Below are 18,368 nucleotides of genomic sequence, written 5' to 3'. Positions count from 1 at the left end.
GTCTCTCCAGCCGGGTCAGCAATAATTTCCGGCCAAACAAAGTACCATCGACGACGGCGAGACCTCATTCAGCAACCCATGCGTGATTAGGGCGGGATCAGACGACGCAAGGAGGCACTGCGCCTCAAATACCTCTGCGTAAGAAATACCCAAAAAGGATGAATGACCCAATGGAATTCTAGAAAACCCCCTCCCTAAATCACCTAATCATGACAATTCTAATCCGAGCGTTTCCGTAGCTACTGCTATCAGAACACCTGTCACCATCTGATCGCAACGCGATAGATTGCGCTAGATCGCGATGCAAAAACGCAACAGGCCGCCCGATTTCCAAGGGATGAGCTCGGAACATGCTTAATAAGCCTTCACTTTTCAGCTGCCGCAGCGCTATGATCGTTTCAATTGGATACCGCGTTGATCCCACCTTCGAGTAACGGTTCGATATTTGTCATGACATTACGTTTCCTCCGCCTGGCACCGGTGCTGCTCACCCTGCTTGCTGCCTTCTCCGCGCAGACGGCCACCGCTCAGACCGCCCCGGCGAAACAGGGACCCGAAGTCATCGGCGACGTCGTCGGCCTGACGCCGGCCGTGCACGGTTCGATGTCCGGGCGCCTGGAAATCGGCTCCAGCGTGCATCAGGGCGAGAAGATCGTCACCGGACCGAGCGGCGTGATCGAATTGCGCTTTCTCGACAACACCCATCTGATGCTCGGCTCGAAGTCGTCGGTCACGCTCGATAGCTTCGTCTATGCCGGCAATGGCAAGGCCAAGTCGGTCGTGCTGCAATTCGCCAAGGGCGCCTTCCGCTTCGCCACCGGCGATTCGGCCAAGAGCGCCTACAAGATCCACGCTCCCCAAGCCTCGATCGGCGTACGCGGCACCAAATTCCAGGTCGATTCGCGCACCCCTACCAGCGCCATCACGCTCTATGAGGGCAAGACCTTCATCTGCCCACCGCGCCGCCCCATCCGCTACTGCAAGCTGGTCAAGCCGGGTGAGACCGCGCTGGTCGGCGAAGACCGCATCATCCGCATCGTGCCTGCCGCGGGTTCGCCCACCGAGCATTGCACGGGTACGCCCAATTCCAAGATCTGCGACACCTTCGGCGGCAAGTAAGGGCGTCGAGCCAAGCAGCCAGGCCATTGCAATGCGCGTTTGACGGGCCCCTGCGGGGCCCGTTTCCGTTTGGGCGCCGGAATGTCAGAACTTCTTGCTGAGGAATTTCGAGCCGCTCCAGCCGAAACGCCAGGGCCGCTCGACCGCCTTGCTGATGCCGATGCGTGGCCCGGAAACGATGGGCGGCTCATGGGATCGGCGCAGCAGTTCGAGGGGAGGCTGCGTCAACGCCAGCCCGTTCTGGCTGCCGGTCAACCCCAAGGCCTGGCAAAGCCGCCCGGGTCCGGAACACAACAGGGTCGGCTTGTCGAGCCCTCGCCTCTGCGCCATGCGATCCAGGCCCACCGTCGGCTCCAGCGCTCGCAGCAGTACCGCGCTGGCGCGGCCGGGCTCTCCGGAGACGATATTGGCGCACCAATGCATGCCGTAGGACAGATAGATGTAGATGTGGCCCGGCGGGCCGAACATCACAGCGTTGCGCGGCGTCGGCCCGCGAAAAGTGTGGGAGGCCGGATCGTCGCGATCATAGGCTTCGGTCTCGACGATGACGCCACCGACACCGTCGACCAGAAGAGTCATGCCGATCAGATCTTCGGCGACGGCGAGAACGTCGCGCCTGTAGAACGCGGCGGGAGCATAGACCAGGGCGGAATCGGGCATTTCTCAGATTTTGAAAGATTATTGGGCTCTTTTGCGCTTTTTTGCGCAAAATCATCAGTCAAATTAATCTATTGTCACGAAATCGACGTGGTTTGAAGCGCCACGGCATTGACAGGCGATAATCCCTGTTTAGCTTGCGGACGCAGTAGAAGTTAGGAACTTTTTGATGAACGACGCTTTCGACCGGCGGCTTTTCCTCCAGGGAGCCGTAAGTCTCTCGACCCTGATGGCACTGGGCCTTCCCACCGCAGCATTCGCCGACGAGGGCGTGCTGACCTTCGGTCCGCCTGCGCCTTTCTCCTTCGAGGGTCTGGTCGAGCGCGCCAAGAAGCTGGCGATGGAGGCCTATGTTCCGACAGAGAAGCCGGCACCGGACATCACCTCCAAGCTGACCTATGAGGAACTCGGCAAGATCAAGTTCAAGACCGAAGACGCCTTGTGGGCCAACGGTCCGGCGCCCTTCCCGGTCACCTTCTTCCATCTCGGCACCTTCTTCCAGAAGAAGGTCACCATCAATGTGGTCGAAGGCAAGAACGCCAGCGAGATCATCTACCGCAAGGCCTCCTTCGACATGCCGCCGGACAGCCCTGCCCAGGCCATGCCCGACGGCGTCGGCTTTGCCGGCTTCCGCTTCCAGGAGCCTCGCGCCGGCTCCGTCGACTGGAAGAAGAACGACTGGGTCGCCTTCCTGGGCGCCTCCTATTTCCGCGCCATCGGCGAACTCTACCAATATGGCCTGTCGGCCCGCGGCCTTGCTGTCAATGCCGCCGACCCCAACCCGCCTCATCAGGAAGAATTCCCCGATTTCAAGGAGTTCTGGCTGGAAGCGGTCCCGGGTTCCACTGACCAGGTCAAGGTCTATGCCCTCTTGGACGGCCCCTCCGTCGCCGGTGCCTTCTCCTTCCTGATGACGCGCTCCAAGGCCGTGCTGATGGACATCGAGGCACAGGTCTTCACCCGCAACGACATCAGCCGCTTCGGCCTGACGCCGCTGACCTCGATGTACTGGTTCTCCGAGACGGCCAAGCAGACCGCGATCGACTGGCGTCCCGAAGTGCACGATTCCGACGGCCTGGCCATGTGGACGGGCGGCGGCGAGCATATCTGGCGTCCGCTCAACAACGTGCCGGCCACCACCACCTCGACCTTCACCGACACCAACCCGCGCGGCTTCGGGCTACTGCAGCGCGACCGCCTGTTCGATCACTATCTCGACGGCGTCAAATATGATCTGCGCCCTTCGCTGTGGGTGGAACCGCTGGCTCCGTTCGGCGAAGGCACCGTCCAGCTCATCGAGATCCCCACCAATGACGAGATCCACGACAATGTCGTGGCGATGTGGGTGCCGAAGGATCCGGTCAAGGCAGGCCAGCAATTCACGCTGAAATACCGCCTGCATTGGGCCGCGGACGAGCCCTTCCCCACCAATCTCGCCCGCGTGGTGGCGACGAGGCTGGGCAATGGCGGCCATCCCGGCACGCAGCGCCCGGTGGGGCTGCGCAAATTCGTGATCGAATTCCTCGGCGACCCGCTCAAGGACCTGCCCTATGGCGTCAAGCCCGAGCCGATCATCACGGCCTCGCGCGGCGAACTGTCCTATATCTTCACCGAGGCGGTGCCCGACGGCATCAACGGCCATTGGCGCGCCCAGTTCGACCTGCACGCCACCGGACCGGAGCCGGTGGAACTGCGCTGCTATCTCAAGCTCGGTGACAAGGTGCTGAGCGAGACCTGGCTCTATCAGTACCACCCCTTCGCCTAGCGGCGGGACGTACTGGACATCACACTCTGGCGATCCGGGGCTGCATTGCGCCCCCGGGCGACCATTGGTTGTAGAAATGGTCGGCCCCGTCATTATCGTACCGTATGATCCGACCTGGCCCGAGGTTTTTGCGCGGATCAGAGACGAAATCGCGATGGCTCTCGGGCCAATTGCGCGTGAAATCCGGCACATTGGCAGCACTTCGGTTCCCGGTCTGGCCGCAAAACCGATCATCGACATCGATGTCGTGATATTCCAGGTTATCGATACAATAGGCCCCGGGACAGCATGACGCCCGTTTCCCTCGATACGATTTATGCTACCGTCGACCTTCTCGGGGCACAGGAGCACTATCCCGATGACGGCGTCGAGGAGCGTATCCGCCATCTCGTAAACGATGATCTGACCATGCACCGGCTTGCAGACGTCATCCCTGAGGCGTTCGGCCTGGTGCTCATTTCCCATATACCCGCCGCCTCGGGTGTGTCGCTTCCGACCTGCTTCTACGCCCAGGACGATCAGGGAGGCTGGCAACCGTTCCCCTTCAACCGCGAGCCCATTTTTGCCGTCGCCATCGAGATTGCCCAACATGTCTTTCACAACGGACCACGGCATGTAATGAAAAACATCGCGGACAGGAGCGGGCTTCTCGCCACCATAGGCAACGCTCTCGACCAAGGCGGCTCACTGGGTGGAAGCACGCTTCACGGCCCTCGGTTCTTCGGCTTGCCGGCGTCGCTCTATGAACCGATCGAGGGCGCACCACCACACCGGGCCTGATATCGGCGGTGGTGGGCCACCAACCGCGAAATTCACGCAGTCCTCCATCGGCACACCCCGTCAGGACGCAGTCCCGCTAAGCCTAATCAAGCAAGATTAGGCTATTTACAAAAAAACGATAACTTACCATAAGATCCCTATGGATCCGCGACGCAACCCCTTTGCACCCGGTGCCGGAACGCCGCCGCCCGAACTCGCGGGGCGCAAGGCGCTGCTTGAAAACAACGCCATCGCCCTCGATCGGATCCGTGCCGGCCGTGCGGCGCGCCCCAGCATTCTCTATGGTTTGCGCGGGGTGGGAAAAACCGTGCTGCTGACGGCAATCGCCAACAGGGCGGAAGCCGAAGGCATGGCCGTGGTGGCGATCGAGGCGCCGGAGAACCGTTCGCTGCCCGGCATCCTGGTCCCGGCGCTGCGGGCCGCCCTGCTTCGGCTCGATCGCATGAAACAGGCCTCGTCGGGGGTCAAGCGCGCGTTGCGGGCGCTTGCCGGCTTTGCCAAGCTGAAGGTTCGATATGACGATCTCGAAGTCGCGCTCGATTTCGAGGCCGAACCGGGCCTGGCCGACAGCGGCGATCTGGAAACCGACCTCACCGACCTTGTCCTGGCCGTGGGCGAAGCGGCCCGGGAGCGGCAATCGGCGGTGATCCTCGTCGTCGACGAACTGCAATATGTGCCCGAGGAGCAATTGGCGGCGCTCATCGGCGCCTTGCATCGTGCCAGCCAGAAGCAGCTTCCGGTGACGATGGTCGCCGCGGGGCTGCCTCAATTGCTCGGGCAGATGGGCCGCGCCAAATCCTATGCCGAGCGCCTGTTCGAGTTCGTTCCTGTCGGGCCGCTGGACATGGATGCCGCACGCGATGCCATTCGCATGCCGATCGAGCGTGAAGAGGAAGCCATTGACGACGAGGCTCTCGAACTGATCCTCACCCAGACCCAGGGCTATCCCTATTTCCTTCAGGAATGGGGCAAGCATGGCTGGGATGTCGCCGATGCCACGCCCATCACCCTCGAGGACATCGAAGTCGCAACGCGCACGGCCCTGGCGGACCTCGATGCGAGCTTCTTCCGGGTGCGTTTCGATCGGCTGACCCCTGCGGAGAAGCGCTATCTGCGGGCGATGGCGACCCTCGGACCGGGACCGCACCGTTCCGGCGACATCGCCGACACCATGGGGGTCAAGGTGTCGAGCGTCGCCCCCACGCGCAACAGCCTGATCGGCAAGGGCATGCTCTACAGCCCCGCCCATGGCGATACCGCTTTCACCGTGCCGCTCTTCGACGCCTTCATGCGCCGCGTGATGCCCGACGGCGCGGCGGCATAGGCCAGGAGGCAACGGGGAGGCAACGGGCCACCTTCCCAAATCCGGCATCTTGCTCTAGACACCCCTTTTGCCGAAGGGAGTCCCGATGCCATCCAGCACCGCGGCGGGGCAGGCCGTACCTGTCGCCATCATCATGGGAAGTCAGTCCGATTGGGCCACGATGCGTCACGCGGCGCAGACTCTGGACACGCTCGGCATCGGTTATGAAGCTCGCATCGTCTCGGCGCACCGCACGCCGGACCGCCTCTACGACTTCGCCAAATCGGCCAAGGGGAAAGGCTTCAAGCTGGTCATCGCCGGCGCCGGCGGAGCGGCCCATCTGCCCGGCATGGCCGCGGCCCTGACCCCCCTGCCCGTCTTCGGCGTCCCTGTCGAATCCAAGGCATTGTCCGGCGTCGACAGCCTGCATTCCATCGTGCAGATGCCCGCCGGCATACCGGTGGGCACCCTGGCGATCGGACGGGCTGGTGCCGTCAACGCCGCCCTGCTTGCAGCCGCCGTGCTCGCCCTCGGCGACGAAGCCCTGGCGACGCGGCTCGAGCGCTGGCGCGCCGCCCAGACGGCCGCGGTCGCCGATCACCCCGTTTCCGACGACACGGTGAAGGCATGAATGCGGTACGTGTCGGCCCGGGCGGCATGCTCGGCATTCTCGGTGGCGGTCAGCTCGGCCGCATGCTGGCCCTGGCGGCCAGCCAGCTCGGCATACGCTGCCACATCTATTGCCCTGACGATACCAGCCCTGCCTTCCAGGTCGCCGAGCGCTTCACCTGCGCGGCCTATGAGGACGAGGCGGCGTTGGCGGCATTCGCTGAAAGCGTCGACGCCATCACCTACGAGTTCGAGAACATCCCTGCCGCCGCGGCCGCCATCCTCTCCGCAGCCCGGCCGGTCCTGCCCGCCGTGCGGGCGCTGGAAACCACGGCGGACCGCCTAACGGAAAAGAGCTTCGTGCGTTCGCTCGGTATCGGCACCGCCGAATTCCGGGCCGTCGACAGCCATGCCGACCTTGCTTCCGCCGTTGCGGCCCTGGGCCGGCCCAGCGTGCTCAAGACCCGGCGCTTCGGCTATGACGGCAAGGGTCAGACCATCATCCGCCCCGGCAACGACCTCTCCGAAGCACTGGCGCGCATGGGCGGCCAGCCCGCCATCCTGGAGGCCTTCGTCCCCTTCGAGACGGAAGTCTCGGTGATCGCCGTCCGGGCCGACGACGGGGCCGTGCGCACTTACGACCTCACCGAAAATCTGCATCACGACCACATTCTCGACCAGTCGATCGTGCCTTCGCACTTTTCAGCCCTGGTCGAGGTCGAGGCCCGCGACATCGCAGCCCGGATCATCGCAGCCCTCGATTATGTCGGCGTGCTCGCCGTCGAAATGTTCGTCACCTCGGACCGCCAGGTCCTGGTCAACGAAATCGCCCCGCGCGTGCACAATTCCGGGCACTGGACGCAGGACGCCTGCCTGGTCAGCCAGTTCGAGAATCACGTGCGCGCCGTCTGTGGCTGGCCGCTCGGTTCAACCGAACGCCATTCCGATGCCGTGATGACCAATCTGATCGGCGACAGCGTGCATTCCTGGCAGGGTCTGGCCGCCGAACCGAACGCCTCGGTGCATCTCTACGGCAAGCGTGAAGCGCGTGCCGGCCGGAAAATGGGCCATGTCACCCGGATCAGCCCAAGGTCCCGCTAATTGGATCTCACCAATCCATGCTAATCAATATGGACAGCGGCGATCCCTTCTGTTATGACGCCGCTTCCAAATTCGGCGGTGCCTTGGCACCGGGTCTCTCTGTTGCCAAGCCGCCGCAGCGATTCACACCAGGATAATAGGACAGCACGCGTGCAGGTTCTCGTTCGCGATAACAATGTTGATCAGGCGCTGAAGGCGCTCAAGAAGAAGATGCAGCGTGAAGGCATCTTCCGTGAAATGAAGCTGCGCGGCCATTACGAGAAGCCGTCCGAGAAGCGCGCCCGCGAGGCTGCCGAGGCCGTTCGCCGCGCCCGCAAGCTGGCCCGCAAGAAGCTGCAGCGCGAAGGCCTGATTCCCGCAACGCCGCGCGTTGTGAAGAAGTAAGTCTGATTCTCCGAGCCATTGACTGGTTGGGACGAACGCCCGGGCAATTTGGCCGGGCGTTTGCGTTTGTGTTGCCCATGGCGTTTCGCCACCCGGTGGAATCAGCAGGAATCGCACAGGCGCATTCGAACGACGAACTCGCGCAAAGGAGCGTTTTCGCTTGAACGCACTTTGCTCTCGCGGGCGCGGCTCATCGTCAACGGGCAGATGGGCGGAGAGGCTTTACTTTCCGGCAAGGTTAATCCGGCAGATTGCACCCCGTATCGCTTTTTCCAATCTGTCCGGACCACCATGGCTCAGTTTCCGTCCTGTCCGCTGATGCGCATCGCCGCAATGCCGAACACCGGCATTGCGGGCGCCGGGATAGGACCGGTAGGATTGGGCAGCAGTTGGACCTTGGCCAGATTTACGGCCCCCTTGTAAATTCGTCTCGATGGACCCGGACCGACAAGATGACACTTTCCACGACAACCACGGCAGAGCCCCCAGCCAGAACCTCCATCTCCCGCATTGCCGCGCTCCTGATGCTGGGCGTTGCGGGCCTCGGCCTGGTCGGCTGCGCCTCCACCGGCGGCGGTGGCGATGATGGCGATGCCAGCAGCCGTCAGGTGGCATCCGCCGACATCGGTTCGCTTTCCTCGGTGATCGAAAAGAATCCCAACGATCCGGAAGCCTGGAACATGCGCGGCTCGGCCTATGCCCGTTCCAACCAGTACGGACCGGCCATTTCCGACTTCAACCGCGCGCTGCAGATCGACCCGAATTTCGTGCAGGCCCTGGCCAACCGCGCTCTGGTCTACCGCAAGACCGGCCAGACCGCCCAGGCGATGGCCGATTACAGCCAGGTGATCACCAACGATCCCAACTATGCGCCTGCCTATGTCGGCCGCGGCAATATCTACCGCCTGCAGGGCCAGACGCAGCAAGCCATGGCCGACTATGACAAGGCCATCAAGATCAAGCCCGAAACGGCCGAGGCCTATTACAATCGCGGCCTGATCCGCCAGGCCGGCGGCAATCATGAAGTGGCGATCGACGACTTCACCTCGGCGATCTCCAACGATCCGCGCGCCGAAGCCCCCTATTATTCGCGCGGCAGCTCCTATCTGCAGCTGCAGAAATACAAGGAGGCGCTGTCCGACTTCGACCAGGCCCTGCAGATCAACAACCGCAATGCCGCCTCCTGGGCCGGCCGCGGCTATGCCCAGGCCGGCTTGAACGACACCCAGAAGGCACGCGAGAGCTTCCAGCGCGCGCTGGCGATCGATTCGAGCAATGCCGCGGCCAAGAGCGGCCTCAGCCGCCTCGGCGGCGGCGCCTGACGACGGCCGCAGGCTTAGACCACGCCGAAAGAGGTGCTACGACCTTCCCCAGCCTCGGGGAAGGTGTCACTTTGCCGTCGATCCGATCGCAAGGACCGATCGGCTGTGCAGCTTCGCCACGCAGTTTTCGAAGCCCCCATTGCTGGCCGATGGCCGTGTGACGGCAGGTCTCAGGCAATCGCCATTCGACGCAGCTTGATGCCGAGGCGGCGTTCGTCCGGACCGATGCCGAGTTCCTTCGGGCTGATCGCGGTGTCCATGCCGATCGAAATTTCCAGCATCGAACCGGCCGGTGCCGGCGGAAGCGGAATCCGCAATTCGCGTATTTCTGCGGTTGCCAATATGATTTTCTCGATGAAGCCAACGGACGGTGATGAAATCGTCAGTTCCTGTCGGTGGGCCGCATCCGGCGCGAACGCATTCAGCGTCAGAACCAGTGTCGATGCCAGCGCGTCAATACAGGCGGGCAGCTGAAGAACCGCCAAGGCTCCGTCGCTCCAGACGCCATCCGGTTCCGTTCCGCTCCAGCCGAATACGCAATAGGGCTGGATATTCGTCGTCGTTTCGCCTCGCGAAAGCGGCAAGGGGGCAATGGCCGTCATGGGCCGCGGCAGCCCCCAGTTTGCCCCGAACAGATGACGCAGCGGGGGAAGCGGGGATGCTCGGCTCGGCATCTGAACGGCTTGATCGAGCAGGTCCCCCCAGAAAGGCGCGCTCGCAGCCCTGCCGTCGATGCGCTGGAACGGGCCGATCACGTCGGGCTCGACAAACTCCACATCGGGCTTGATCAGCCGGATGGCAGGCTTGTCGAAATACGCGGCTTCCGTCGCCACGCTCGATGAAAGGGTGACGATGGCCCCAAGCCAGGGAGCCGCCATCAAGGCGTAGATGTTGTCGCGCGTGAAGCGGCTAATGGGCAAAGCGCGATGCAGCATGGCAAGGTCGGGATTGCCGGGCGCGTAGGGATGCGGCTTCAGCAGAATGTGGCGTCCGGCGGCAATCTCGTTCAATCGATCGGCAAAAGGCGCTGCGCTTTGAATGCGGCTCCCGGCAATCAGGCTGCTGTCATCGGGAACCTGTCCTGCGAACACGATGGCCTCTGGCTGGGCAGGCAACGGCTGCATTCGGGCTTTGAGCTCTGCCGCGCCGGCAGCGATCTGTGCGGATGGCGCGGATTGTTCGGCCAGCCGCGCCTGAAGCAGGGGGTCGTTGCTGCGCATGCGCAGAAACAAATCCTCGCAGAAGCGGATGGGATCGACCGAGATATCAACCAGTCTTTGTCCGTTGGCATGGAGAGCGCGGATCAAATTGGGAGGCATCTCGAATCCCAGCACCAGGTCGAATGTCCGGAGCCGCTCGAGTGTCGGCATGATCAGGCCGGCGACATCCGGGTGGGAAAAGACATGCGCCCAGCCCTTCTTGTCCCGCGACCACCCATGCCGGGCCACGAGGTCCTCGAGCAGGGAAGGCTCGCCATTCGCCAGGATTGAGACACGCTCGACCTCGATTCGAAGCGGCCTCAAAATCTGGAGAAACCGATTGTAGAACCAGTGGCCGATGACGGGATCGGCCTCCGGCATGCCGAGCACGCTGGAACGAAAGATATCGTGGATGGTCGCTATTCTCATCGGTTCATTTTGGCTGAATCGAAGGATGCATCATGGCCCAGATCCTGCACGACACCCGCAGTCCGTCGAGCAATGCAGTATAGCCATGTGTGCTGCGCCGTTCCCAGAGCCTATAGGGTGTAGGCGCTTCCCAAAACCAGGGAACGGCAACCCACGCTCCATCTTCGAAGCGGCGGGAAGAATCGCACTTTGGGGCTTACATCCGACGGCATCGATCCAATATAAGGCTGAGCGAATGCGGCGGGGTAGCAGCGCCCCTTGCCGCGCGCCTGTTCTTTGCTGAAGAGCGCGCCTGCGCTCCGGAGATTGCCATGGCCGATACGATTGCCTCGCAGGATAAGACGTCCGACAAGATTCCCGTTACCGTTCTCACCGGCTATCTCGGCGCCGGCAAGACCACCCTGCTCAACCGCATCCTGACCGAGCCGCACGGCCAGCGTTTCGCCGTCATCGTCAACGAATTCGGCGAAATCGGCATCGACAACGACCTCATCGTCGACGCCGACGAAGAAGTCTTCGAGATGAACAATGGCTGCGTGTGCTGCACGGTGCGCGGCGACCTCATCCGCATCATCGACGGCCTCCTGAAGCGCAAGGGCAAGTTCGACGCCATCCTGGTGGAGACCACGGGCCTGGCCGATCCGGCACCGGTGGCCCAGACCTTCTTCGTCGACCAGGACGTCGCCGAGAAGACCCGCCTCGACGCCGTGGTCACCGTGGCCGACGCCAAATGGCTGAAGGATCGCCTCAAGGACGCGCCCGAGGCCAAGAACCAGATCGCCTTCGCCGACGTCATCGTCCTGAACAAGACCGATCTCGTCACGGCGCCGGAGCTGCATGAGGTCGAGATGCGCATCCGCGCCCTCAATCCCTATGCCAAGCTGCACAAGGCGACGCGCTCCAACGTGGCGATCGCGGACGTGCTCGGCCGCAACGCCTTCGACCTCGACCGCATCCTCGACCTGGAGCCCGCCTTCCTCGAGGTCGACGAGCATGACCATGACCACGACCATGATCATCATCACGGCCATGACCACCATCATCACCATGATCACGGCCTGAAGCACTATCACGACGAGACCATGCAATCCCTGTCGCTGAAGATCGACGGCGATGTCGACCCGGCCAAGTTCATGCCCTGGATCGACCGCATCGCCCAGAGCGAAGGCCCGAGCCTGCTGCGCTGGAAGGGCATCCTCGCCTTCAAGGACGAACCGCGCCGCTTCGTGCTGCAGGGTGTCCACATGATCGTGGACGGCGACCTCCAGCGCGACTGGAAGCCGGACGAAAAGCGCGAGTCGCGCCTGGTCTTCATCGGGCACAACCTCAACCGCGACGAACTCGAGAAGGGTTTCAAAGCCTGCGCGGCGTAGGGAGGAGATTGCACCCCTCATCCGGCTTCCGCCACCTTCTCCCGCAAGGGGAGAAGGGATTTCAATGGGATGTGTCGAGCCGAATCAAACTCCTTCTCCCCTCGCGGGAGAAGGTCCCGGCAGGGGGATGAGGGGTGAATCGCCGCGCAACCCCACAACATCCCCGCCTCTTGTCCATGAGCCCCGCCTTGAATACCACCTCCTTCCCCTCGCTGTCCGAAAGTGTCACCCCGATCGAGGCCGGCAGCCATGTGCTGGCCTGCCATTGGCTGAGCCGCACGCCCGTCTTCGCCTTGGCCGACGGCACCGTGCTCAGGGCGGAGATCGGTGAAGAGAAGCGCGATGCCCTGTTCGGCGATGCCGGCCTACTCGCCGTCACCGCCAATGCCAATATGCTGGTGGCCGGCGGCGACGACGGGCGCATCATGGCGCTCTCTGCCAATGGCGAGATCAGCCAGGTCGGGCAAGCCGGCAACAAATGGATCGATGCGGTGGCGGTATCCGCAGGCGGCGCCACGGCCTGGTCGGCGGGCAAAGCCGTCTATGCCCGCGACGAAAAGGGCAATGTGAAGCAGTGGACGGCACCGTCCAGCGTGCGGGGCCTGGCCTTCATGCCCAAGGGCTACCGCCTCGCCATCGCCCATTACAACGGCGTCTCGGCCTGGTTCCCCAATTCGAGCGCAGCGCCTGAATTCTACGAATGGAAGGGCAGCCACCTCGACATCACGATTTCGCCCGACAACCGCTTCATCGTCACCTCCATGCAGGAAAACACCCTGCATGGCTGGACGGTCGCCGAGAAGAAGCACATGCGCATGTCGGGCTATCCCTCCAAGACGCGCTCCTTCTCCTGGTCGCATGACGGCAACTGGCTGGCGACCTCGGGCGCCGATGCCGGCATCGTCTGGCCCTTCCAGAGCAAGGACGGCCCGATGGGCAAGGCGCCGCGCGAATGCGGCATCCGCCATGCCAAGGTGACTCGGGTCGCCTTCCACCCCAAGGCGCTGGTGCTGGCGCTCGGCTATGAGGACGGCTGCGTGCTGCTCTGCCGCCTGACGGACGCCTCCGAAATCCTGGTGCGCCGCGCCATGCCCGGATCAGGCATCACGGCACTTGCCTGGGACAAGACCGGCGCCCAGCTCGCCCTCGGCGCCGAGGATGGCGCCGCCGGCATCCTTACTCTGCCCGGAGCCGCCTGAGGTGGTGTTCGGCCTGTTCCGCAAACCCAGCCAGGCCGACCGCGACAAGGCCGCCGCCATCAAGCAGATGGTGCGGGAGATCCTGGATCTCGGCGAGGACACCACCATCTCCGTCAGCGAAATCCAGTGCGGGGACGCCGCCTGCCCGGGAACCGAGACGGTGATCCTGGTGATGCAGCCGGGCGTCAAGACCAAGGCCTACAAGGTGCTGGCGCCGCTTGTCGAGGTCGAGCGAGTCCAGGTCGAACAGGCGCTGGCCGGATAGGGTGGGCATCGCTCGGCATGGCGTTCCCTGGAACCGCAAGCCAAGCCGCATGCCTCTGGATCAGCGGACGCAGGCCCTGACGCGCGACCTCAACCAGCGATGGGCTGGGTCGGCATCGAAGCGTGGGTGCCAGGCCATGGAGATGGCGACGGCGTCGGTCTTCACCGGCAGGTCGAAAGTGACCATGCCGTCGCGCAGCGGCTCGGTCAGGCGTGCGGCGACGCAGGCGATGTGATCGCTCGAGCGCACCAGCGTCAGCGCATCGGCAAAATTGGCGACGGCGACCGAAACGGTACGCGTGAAACCCAGAACGGCAAGCCCCGTATCCACCGGCCCCTCGAAGCGCCCGCGCCGCGACACGGAGACGTGGGGAAAGCGCGCGAAAGCCTCAGGTGTCACCGGCCCACCAGCCAGCGGATGGCCCTGCCTGATCACCCCGACGAAGCGATCATGCAGCAGGGCCTGGAGCCGAACCTCCGGCCCCATGACGCCGATGACGCCGATGTCCAGATCGACGCTGCCTTCGCGCAGCGGTGCAACATCCTCCTTGCCCTGCGGTGCAAAGCGCACCCTGACCTTCGGCGCCTCGCGCGCCAGGGTCGTGGCGATCGCCGCGCCGAAGGCAGCGACGAAGCCGTCATTGGTGCGCAGGCAGAAACTGCGCTCCAACATCGCCGGATCGATCTCCCCCTCGCCGCGGATCACCGCCTCCGCATCGAGCACCAGGCGCCGCAGGCGCTCGCGCAATGCCTCGGCACGCGGGGTCGGCACGAGGCTGCGCCCGGCCCGCACCAGCACGGGGTCACGCAGCAAATGGCGGATGCGGGTGAGCTGGCGGCTCATGGCAGGGGCACTGAGATTCATGCGCTGCGCCGCACCGGCCACGCTGCCCTCCGAGAGCAGGGCATCGAGGGCGACCAGAAGGTTCATGTCCACCAGGGACGACGGTGTGACAGGGGCAGGACGGTTCATCGGAATCGATATCCATAAATGCATATGATGCAATCATATATTTCCATCATTGCACTGTATGCATCATTTGAAGGCACCTACAAACGGATCGACATCAGCCCGGCCTCGCCCGGGCTCACCGCTCCCCTCGGAGCCTCGAATGCGCGGTCCATCATGAATCAAGCCCTTCATTCCCATCCCGCCGCCCGGGCAGTACCCCACCGGCCTCTTCGCAGCGGCCTTGTGCTCACCGGCCTGTCCCTCGCCATCCTGCTCTCCCAGCTCGGCACCGGCATCGTCAATGTCGGCCTGCCGCATATGGTGACGGCGTTCGGCACCTCCTTCGGGGCGGTGCAATGGGTGGTGGTGAGCTATCTGCTCGTCGTCACCGCCCTGATCGTCGGCGTCGGCCGCTTCGGCGACCAGCTCGGCAAAAAGCGGCTCTATCTGGCCGGTCTCGTCATCTTCATGGCGGCCTCGGTCACCTGCGCCCTGGCGCCCAGCCTGCCCGTGCTCATCGCAGGGCGAGCCGTGCAAGGGCTCGGCGGCGCCATCATCATGGCCCTGTCCTTCGCCTTTGTCGGCGAGGTCTTCCCGCGGGGACGCACCGGCTTTGCCATGGGCGTGCTCTCCACCATGGTCTCGTTCGGCATCGCACTCGGCCCCTCGCTCGGCTCGCTGGCGCTGGCCGCCTTCGGCTGGCCGGCGATGTTCTGGCTCAACCTGCCCTTCGGCCTGCTGGCTTTCGTGCTGATCAGCCGCTATCTGCCCACGGCCGTCGATGCGCCGAAGCACCCGATGCCCGCCACCCGCTTCGACTGGCTCGGCACGGCGCTGTTCGCCGCCACGCTCGCCGCCTATTGCCTGGCCATGACCCTGTCCGGTTCGCGCGGCTTTGCCGACCCGCTAGTCCTGCAGTTGATCGTCGCCGCGCTTGCCGGCCTGGTGCTCTTCCTTGCCGCCCAGGTCAAAACGGCCACGCCGCTGCTGCGTCTTGCGATGTTCCGCAATCTGCTGCTGTCGGCCAGCATGGCGATGAGCGTGCTGATCTATGCCGTGATGATGGCGACACTGGTGCTCGGCCCCTTCTTCCTCGCCAAGGTCGCCGGCCTGGATACGCGCAGCGTCGGCATGGCGATGACCGTCGGCCCGATCGCCGCGGCGCTGATGGGCGTTCCCGCCGGTTACGTCGCCGACCGTTTCGGCGCTCGAAAGACCATGGTGGCCGGCATCGGCCTGTTCACCGTCGGCACCTTCGGCATGGCCCAGCTCACGGTGAGCAACGGCTTGCCGGTCTATATCGCCGCCATCCTGCTGATCAGCATCGGCCTCGCCTTCTTCCAGACGCCGAACAACACGGCGGTGATGGCCGATGCCCGCCCCGAACAGCGCGGCCTCGTCTCCGGGCTGCTGGCGCTCTCGCGCAATCTCGGCCTGGTCACCGGCGCCTCGCTGATGGGGGCCGTCTTCGCCCTGGCGGTCGGCGGCGACAGCGCCACCGCTGCGCCCGAGGCCATCGCCCACGGCATGCGCATCGTTTTCGAATGGGGCGGCGCCATGGGCGTCCTGGCCCTCCTCCTAGCGCTCGTCACGCTCCGCCGTCGCCGCGCCTGACCTTCCTCCCACAGGACAACAGCCATGACACCCCATGACATCGATGAACGGACCGAAGCGCGTCCGGTTTCGCCCGAGCGCCGCTTGCACGTCGCCGAAGTCCGCACCACCAGGCAACTGACCCCGCATATGCAGCGCATCACCCTCGCGAGCACGGCCCTGGTGCATTTTCTGGCAAACAAGCCCGCCCAATGGGTGAAGGTCTTCGTACCGACGCCCGGTTTGGAACGGCCGAGCGGCCGCGCCTATACCATCCGCGCCTTCCGCCAGGCCGAGGGCGAGATGGATATCGACTTCGTCCTGCATGGCGATGGCCCCTGCTCGCTCTGGGCCGCACAGGCAAAACCCGGCGACGTCATCCAGATCGCCGGGCCTCGCAGCGGCTTCCGGCTCGAGCCCGAGTTGCGCCATCTCCTGATCGGCGGCGACGAGACCGCCCTGTCGGCCATCGGTGCCATCATCGAGGCGTTGCCGGCGGGTCTCACGGTGGAGGCTTTCGTCGAAATCCCCGATCCCGCCGATATCCAGATCCTGCATACGCAGGCGCAGCTTCATCTCACCTGGTTGCCTCGCCACGGCTTGCCGGCCGGCGTCGGCACGGCTCTGCAGGATGCCATAATGGCGGCGGTGCTGCCCCCGCAGGCGAGCCAGGTATGGCTCGCTGCCGAAGCCGGCACCGTGCGCACGCTGCGCCGTCACTTCCAGCTCGATCTCGGCCTCGATCGCCGCCGCATCACCGCATCCGGTTACTGGAAGAAGGGCGAGACCGATTTCCGGGATCGCGACGGCGACCAGTGAGCCGGCACGGCGGCTTGTGTCGCCACTCTACGCCCTGCGCTTTTCCAGTGCATCGACATAGCGCGTCAGCGGGAAGCAGATCACGAAGAAGATCAGCGCCACGAAGCCATAGACGGTGAAGGGCTGGAAGGTGGCGTTGTTGATGGCGTTGGCCGTGCGCAGCAATTCCTCGAAGCCGATGATCGAGGTCAGCGCCGTGCTCTTCACCAGCTGCACCAGGAAGCCGACGGTCGGAGCGCGCGTCATCGAGAGCACTTGCGGCAAGACAATCAGGCGCAACTGCCGCCAATAGTGCAGGCCGAGGCTCGCGCTCGCCTCCCACTGGCCGCGCGGCAGGGCTTCGACGCCGCCACGCCAGATCTCGGCCAGGAAGGCGCTGGCGCACAGGGTGAGGCCGAGCACCGCCGTCAGCCAGGGATCGATGCGCAGGCCGATGCGCGGCAGGCCGAAGAAGACCAGGAAGAGCTGGAGCAGGAGCGGCGTGCCCTGGAACAGCCCGATATACCATTCGGCCGGTCGGCTCAGCCATTTGCGACGGTCGATGCGCGCGATCAGAATGGCGAGGCCGACCAGGCCGCCGCCGATGAAGGCGACGATCGAGAGAAGTACGGTCCAGCGGGCGGCCAGCATCAGGTTGCGGGCAATGTCCCAGAAGGTGAACTCGATCATGCCAAGCCTCCGAACAGGTAACGACGGCCGCCGAACTGCAGCAGGCGCCGCAGGGCGATGCTCAGCACCAGATAGATCAGGGCCACCACCAGATAGGTCTCGAACGGCAGGAAGGTGCGGGCCTGGATGAGATCGGCCTCATAGGTCAGCTCCTTCACGGCGATCTGCGAGACGGCGGCCGATTCCAGCATCATGATGACGATCTGGCTGCTGAGCGCGGGAAAGATCACCTTGAGGGCCTGAGGCAGCACGATCTTGACGAAGACCTGGCGGGGGCGCAGGCCGAGCGCAAGCCCTGCCTCCTTCTGCCCTCGCGAAACGGCATCGAGCCCCGCCCCGACGATCTCGATGCCATAGGCCGTGAGGTTGATGGTAACGGCCAGGATGGCGACCACCAGGGGATTGAGCAGGATGCCCACTGTCGGCAGTCCGAAGAAGATGAAGAACATCTGCACGATGAAAGGCGTGTTGCGGATCAGCTCCACATAGGCGGTCACCGCATAGCGCAACGGCGCCTGGCGGCTGCGCCGGGCGGCCGCCCCGAGAACGCTGAGGATGATGCCGAGCAGGGCCGAGACCAGGATCACCAGGATCGTGATCCCCGCCCCCCTTGCGATTGCGGCGAAGGCCTCGCCGAGCCAGCCGAAGTCGAGACTACTGCCCATTATAAGGCCCTTCCCCTCAAAGCCGCGCCGCACCGACGGCTGTGCATTTGACCGATCGACCGATGTCTTTGTCATTCCCGGCACCGCCGAAGGCGGGGGGGGAAGGGAATCCAGGGGCAATCGCGGCGGCGTTGGCCCTTGGACCCCCTTTCCGGGCCTTTGGCCC

General features: G+C 64.1%; 19 protein-coding genes. 14 read left to right on the top strand and 5 right to left on the bottom strand.

Going from position 1 to position 18,368, the window contains the following annotated elements:
- Positions 1-450: 450 nt before the first annotated feature.
- Positions 451-1,119, top strand: coding sequence for a FecR domain-containing protein (locus QM672_RS19960; RefSeq protein ID WP_415084658.1), 669 nt, complete (start codon positions 451-453; stop codon positions 1,117-1,119).
- Between the two features lie 84 nt (positions 1,120-1,203).
- On the opposite strand, the gene QM672_RS19955 is transcribed toward QM672_RS19960, so the two are convergent.
- Positions 1,204-1,779 carry a DNA-3-methyladenine glycosylase gene (locus QM672_RS19955; protein WP_311940040.1) on the bottom strand — a complete coding sequence of 192 codons (576 nt, stop codon included), beginning with the start codon at positions 1,777-1,779 and terminating at the stop codon, positions 1,204-1,206.
- Positions 1,780-1,945: 166 nt separating this feature from the next.
- Between QM672_RS19955 and QM672_RS19950 the strand changes: the two genes are divergently transcribed.
- The 8 genes from QM672_RS19950 to QM672_RS19915 all read left to right on the top strand — a co-directional run bounded on the left by QM672_RS19950 (position 1,946) and on the right by QM672_RS19915 (position 9,040).
- A complete protein-coding gene (locus QM672_RS19950) occupies positions 1,946-3,541 on the top strand; it encodes a glucan biosynthesis protein (RefSeq protein WP_415084656.1) in 1,596 nt (531 codons plus the stop codon).
- A gap of 76 nt (positions 3,542-3,617) precedes the next feature.
- Entirely contained in the window at positions 3,618-3,833 is a 216-nt protein-coding gene (locus QM672_RS19945) for a GrpB family protein (RefSeq protein WP_415084654.1), read from the top strand.
- Entirely contained in the window at positions 3,830-4,321 is a 492-nt protein-coding gene (locus tag QM672_RS19940; protein ID WP_394312993.1) for a hypothetical protein, read from the top strand. The genes QM672_RS19945 and QM672_RS19940 overlap by 4 nt, the downstream gene beginning before the upstream one ends.
- 139 nt (positions 4,322-4,460) lie before the next feature.
- Positions 4,461-5,645 carry an AAA family ATPase gene (locus tag QM672_RS19935; RefSeq protein ID WP_394312992.1) on the top strand — a complete coding sequence of 395 codons (1,185 nt, stop codon included), beginning with the start codon at positions 4,461-4,463 and terminating at the stop codon, positions 5,643-5,645.
- 85 nt (positions 5,646-5,730) lie between these two features.
- Positions 5,731-6,255, top strand: a complete 525-nt coding sequence (gene purE / locus QM672_RS19930) for a 5-(carboxyamino)imidazole ribonucleotide mutase (protein ID WP_311940044.1) — start codon at positions 5,731-5,733, stop codon at positions 6,253-6,255.
- On the top strand, positions 6,252-7,334 hold the full coding sequence (locus tag QM672_RS19925; protein ID WP_415084651.1) for a 5-(carboxyamino)imidazole ribonucleotide synthase: 1,083 nt from the start codon (positions 6,252-6,254) through the stop codon (positions 7,332-7,334). The genes purE and QM672_RS19925 overlap by 4 nt, the downstream gene beginning before the upstream one ends.
- 150 nt (positions 7,335-7,484) lie before the next feature.
- The gene (gene rpsU / locus QM672_RS19920; protein ID WP_068285423.1) at positions 7,485-7,718 is read left to right on the top strand and encodes a 30S ribosomal protein S21; all 234 of its coding nucleotides are present in this window, start codon (positions 7,485-7,487) and stop codon (positions 7,716-7,718) included.
- A gap of 452 nt (positions 7,719-8,170) precedes the next feature.
- Complete coding sequence (locus tag QM672_RS19915; RefSeq protein WP_311940048.1) at positions 8,171-9,040, top strand: tetratricopeptide repeat protein; 870 nt, start codon at positions 8,171-8,173, stop codon at positions 9,038-9,040.
- Between the two features lie 170 nt (positions 9,041-9,210).
- Here the strand turns inward: QM672_RS19915 and QM672_RS19910 are convergent, their stop codons facing one another.
- On the bottom strand, positions 9,211-10,668 hold the full coding sequence (locus QM672_RS19910; protein ID WP_415084648.1) for a hypothetical protein: 1,458 nt from the start codon (positions 10,666-10,668) through the stop codon (positions 9,211-9,213).
- Between the two features lie 311 nt (positions 10,669-10,979).
- Between QM672_RS19910 and QM672_RS19905 the strand changes: the two genes are divergently transcribed.
- The 3 genes from QM672_RS19905 to QM672_RS19895 all read left to right on the top strand — a co-directional run bounded on the left by QM672_RS19905 (position 10,980) and on the right by QM672_RS19895 (position 13,505).
- Complete coding sequence (locus tag QM672_RS19905) at positions 10,980-12,041, top strand: GTP-binding protein (protein ID WP_311940052.1); 1,062 nt, start codon at positions 10,980-10,982, stop codon at positions 12,039-12,041.
- Between the two features lie 188 nt (positions 12,042-12,229).
- The gene (locus QM672_RS19900) at positions 12,230-13,240 is read left to right on the top strand and encodes a WD40 repeat domain-containing protein (protein WP_376717723.1); all 1,011 of its coding nucleotides are present in this window, start codon (positions 12,230-12,232) and stop codon (positions 13,238-13,240) included.
- Position 13,241: 1 nt separating this feature from the next.
- On the top strand, positions 13,242-13,505 hold the full coding sequence (locus QM672_RS19895) for a hypothetical protein (RefSeq protein ID WP_311940055.1): 264 nt from the start codon (positions 13,242-13,244) through the stop codon (positions 13,503-13,505).
- Positions 13,506-13,565: 60 nt separating this feature from the next.
- On the opposite strand, the gene QM672_RS19890 is transcribed toward QM672_RS19895, so the two are convergent.
- Positions 13,566-14,477: a LysR family transcriptional regulator gene (locus tag QM672_RS19890; protein WP_415084645.1), complete on the bottom strand. Its 912-nt coding sequence runs from the start codon at positions 14,475-14,477 to the stop codon at positions 13,566-13,568.
- 153 nt (positions 14,478-14,630) lie between these two features.
- Between QM672_RS19890 and QM672_RS19885 the strand changes: the two genes are divergently transcribed.
- Entirely contained in the window at positions 14,631-16,070 is a 1,440-nt protein-coding gene (locus QM672_RS19885) for an MFS transporter (protein WP_415084643.1), read from the top strand.
- A 24-nt stretch (positions 16,071-16,094) separates the two neighbouring features.
- Positions 16,095-16,868, top strand: coding sequence for a siderophore-interacting protein (locus QM672_RS19880; RefSeq protein ID WP_415084641.1), 774 nt, complete (start codon positions 16,095-16,097; stop codon positions 16,866-16,868).
- Positions 16,869-16,895: 27 nt separating this feature from the next.
- Here QM672_RS19880 and QM672_RS19875 read toward each other — a convergent pair whose 3' ends face one another.
- On the bottom strand, positions 16,896-17,537 hold the full coding sequence (locus QM672_RS19875; protein ID WP_311940062.1) for an amino acid ABC transporter permease: 642 nt from the start codon (positions 17,535-17,537) through the stop codon (positions 16,896-16,898).
- Positions 17,534-18,202, bottom strand: a complete 669-nt coding sequence (locus tag QM672_RS19870) for an amino acid ABC transporter permease (protein WP_415084638.1) — start codon at positions 18,200-18,202, stop codon at positions 17,534-17,536. Before QM672_RS19870 ends, QM672_RS19875 begins: the two co-directional genes overlap by 4 nt.
- Positions 18,203-18,368: the final 166 nt, after the last annotated feature.

Source organism: Labrys sp. (in: a-proteobacteria), assembly GCF_047605565.1.
Lineage (GTDB): Bacteria > Pseudomonadota > Alphaproteobacteria > Rhizobiales > Labraceae > Labrys > Labrys neptuniae.
Note: the sequence above shows the minus strand (reverse complement) of the source record. Positions and strands in the feature narration are given on the sequence as shown.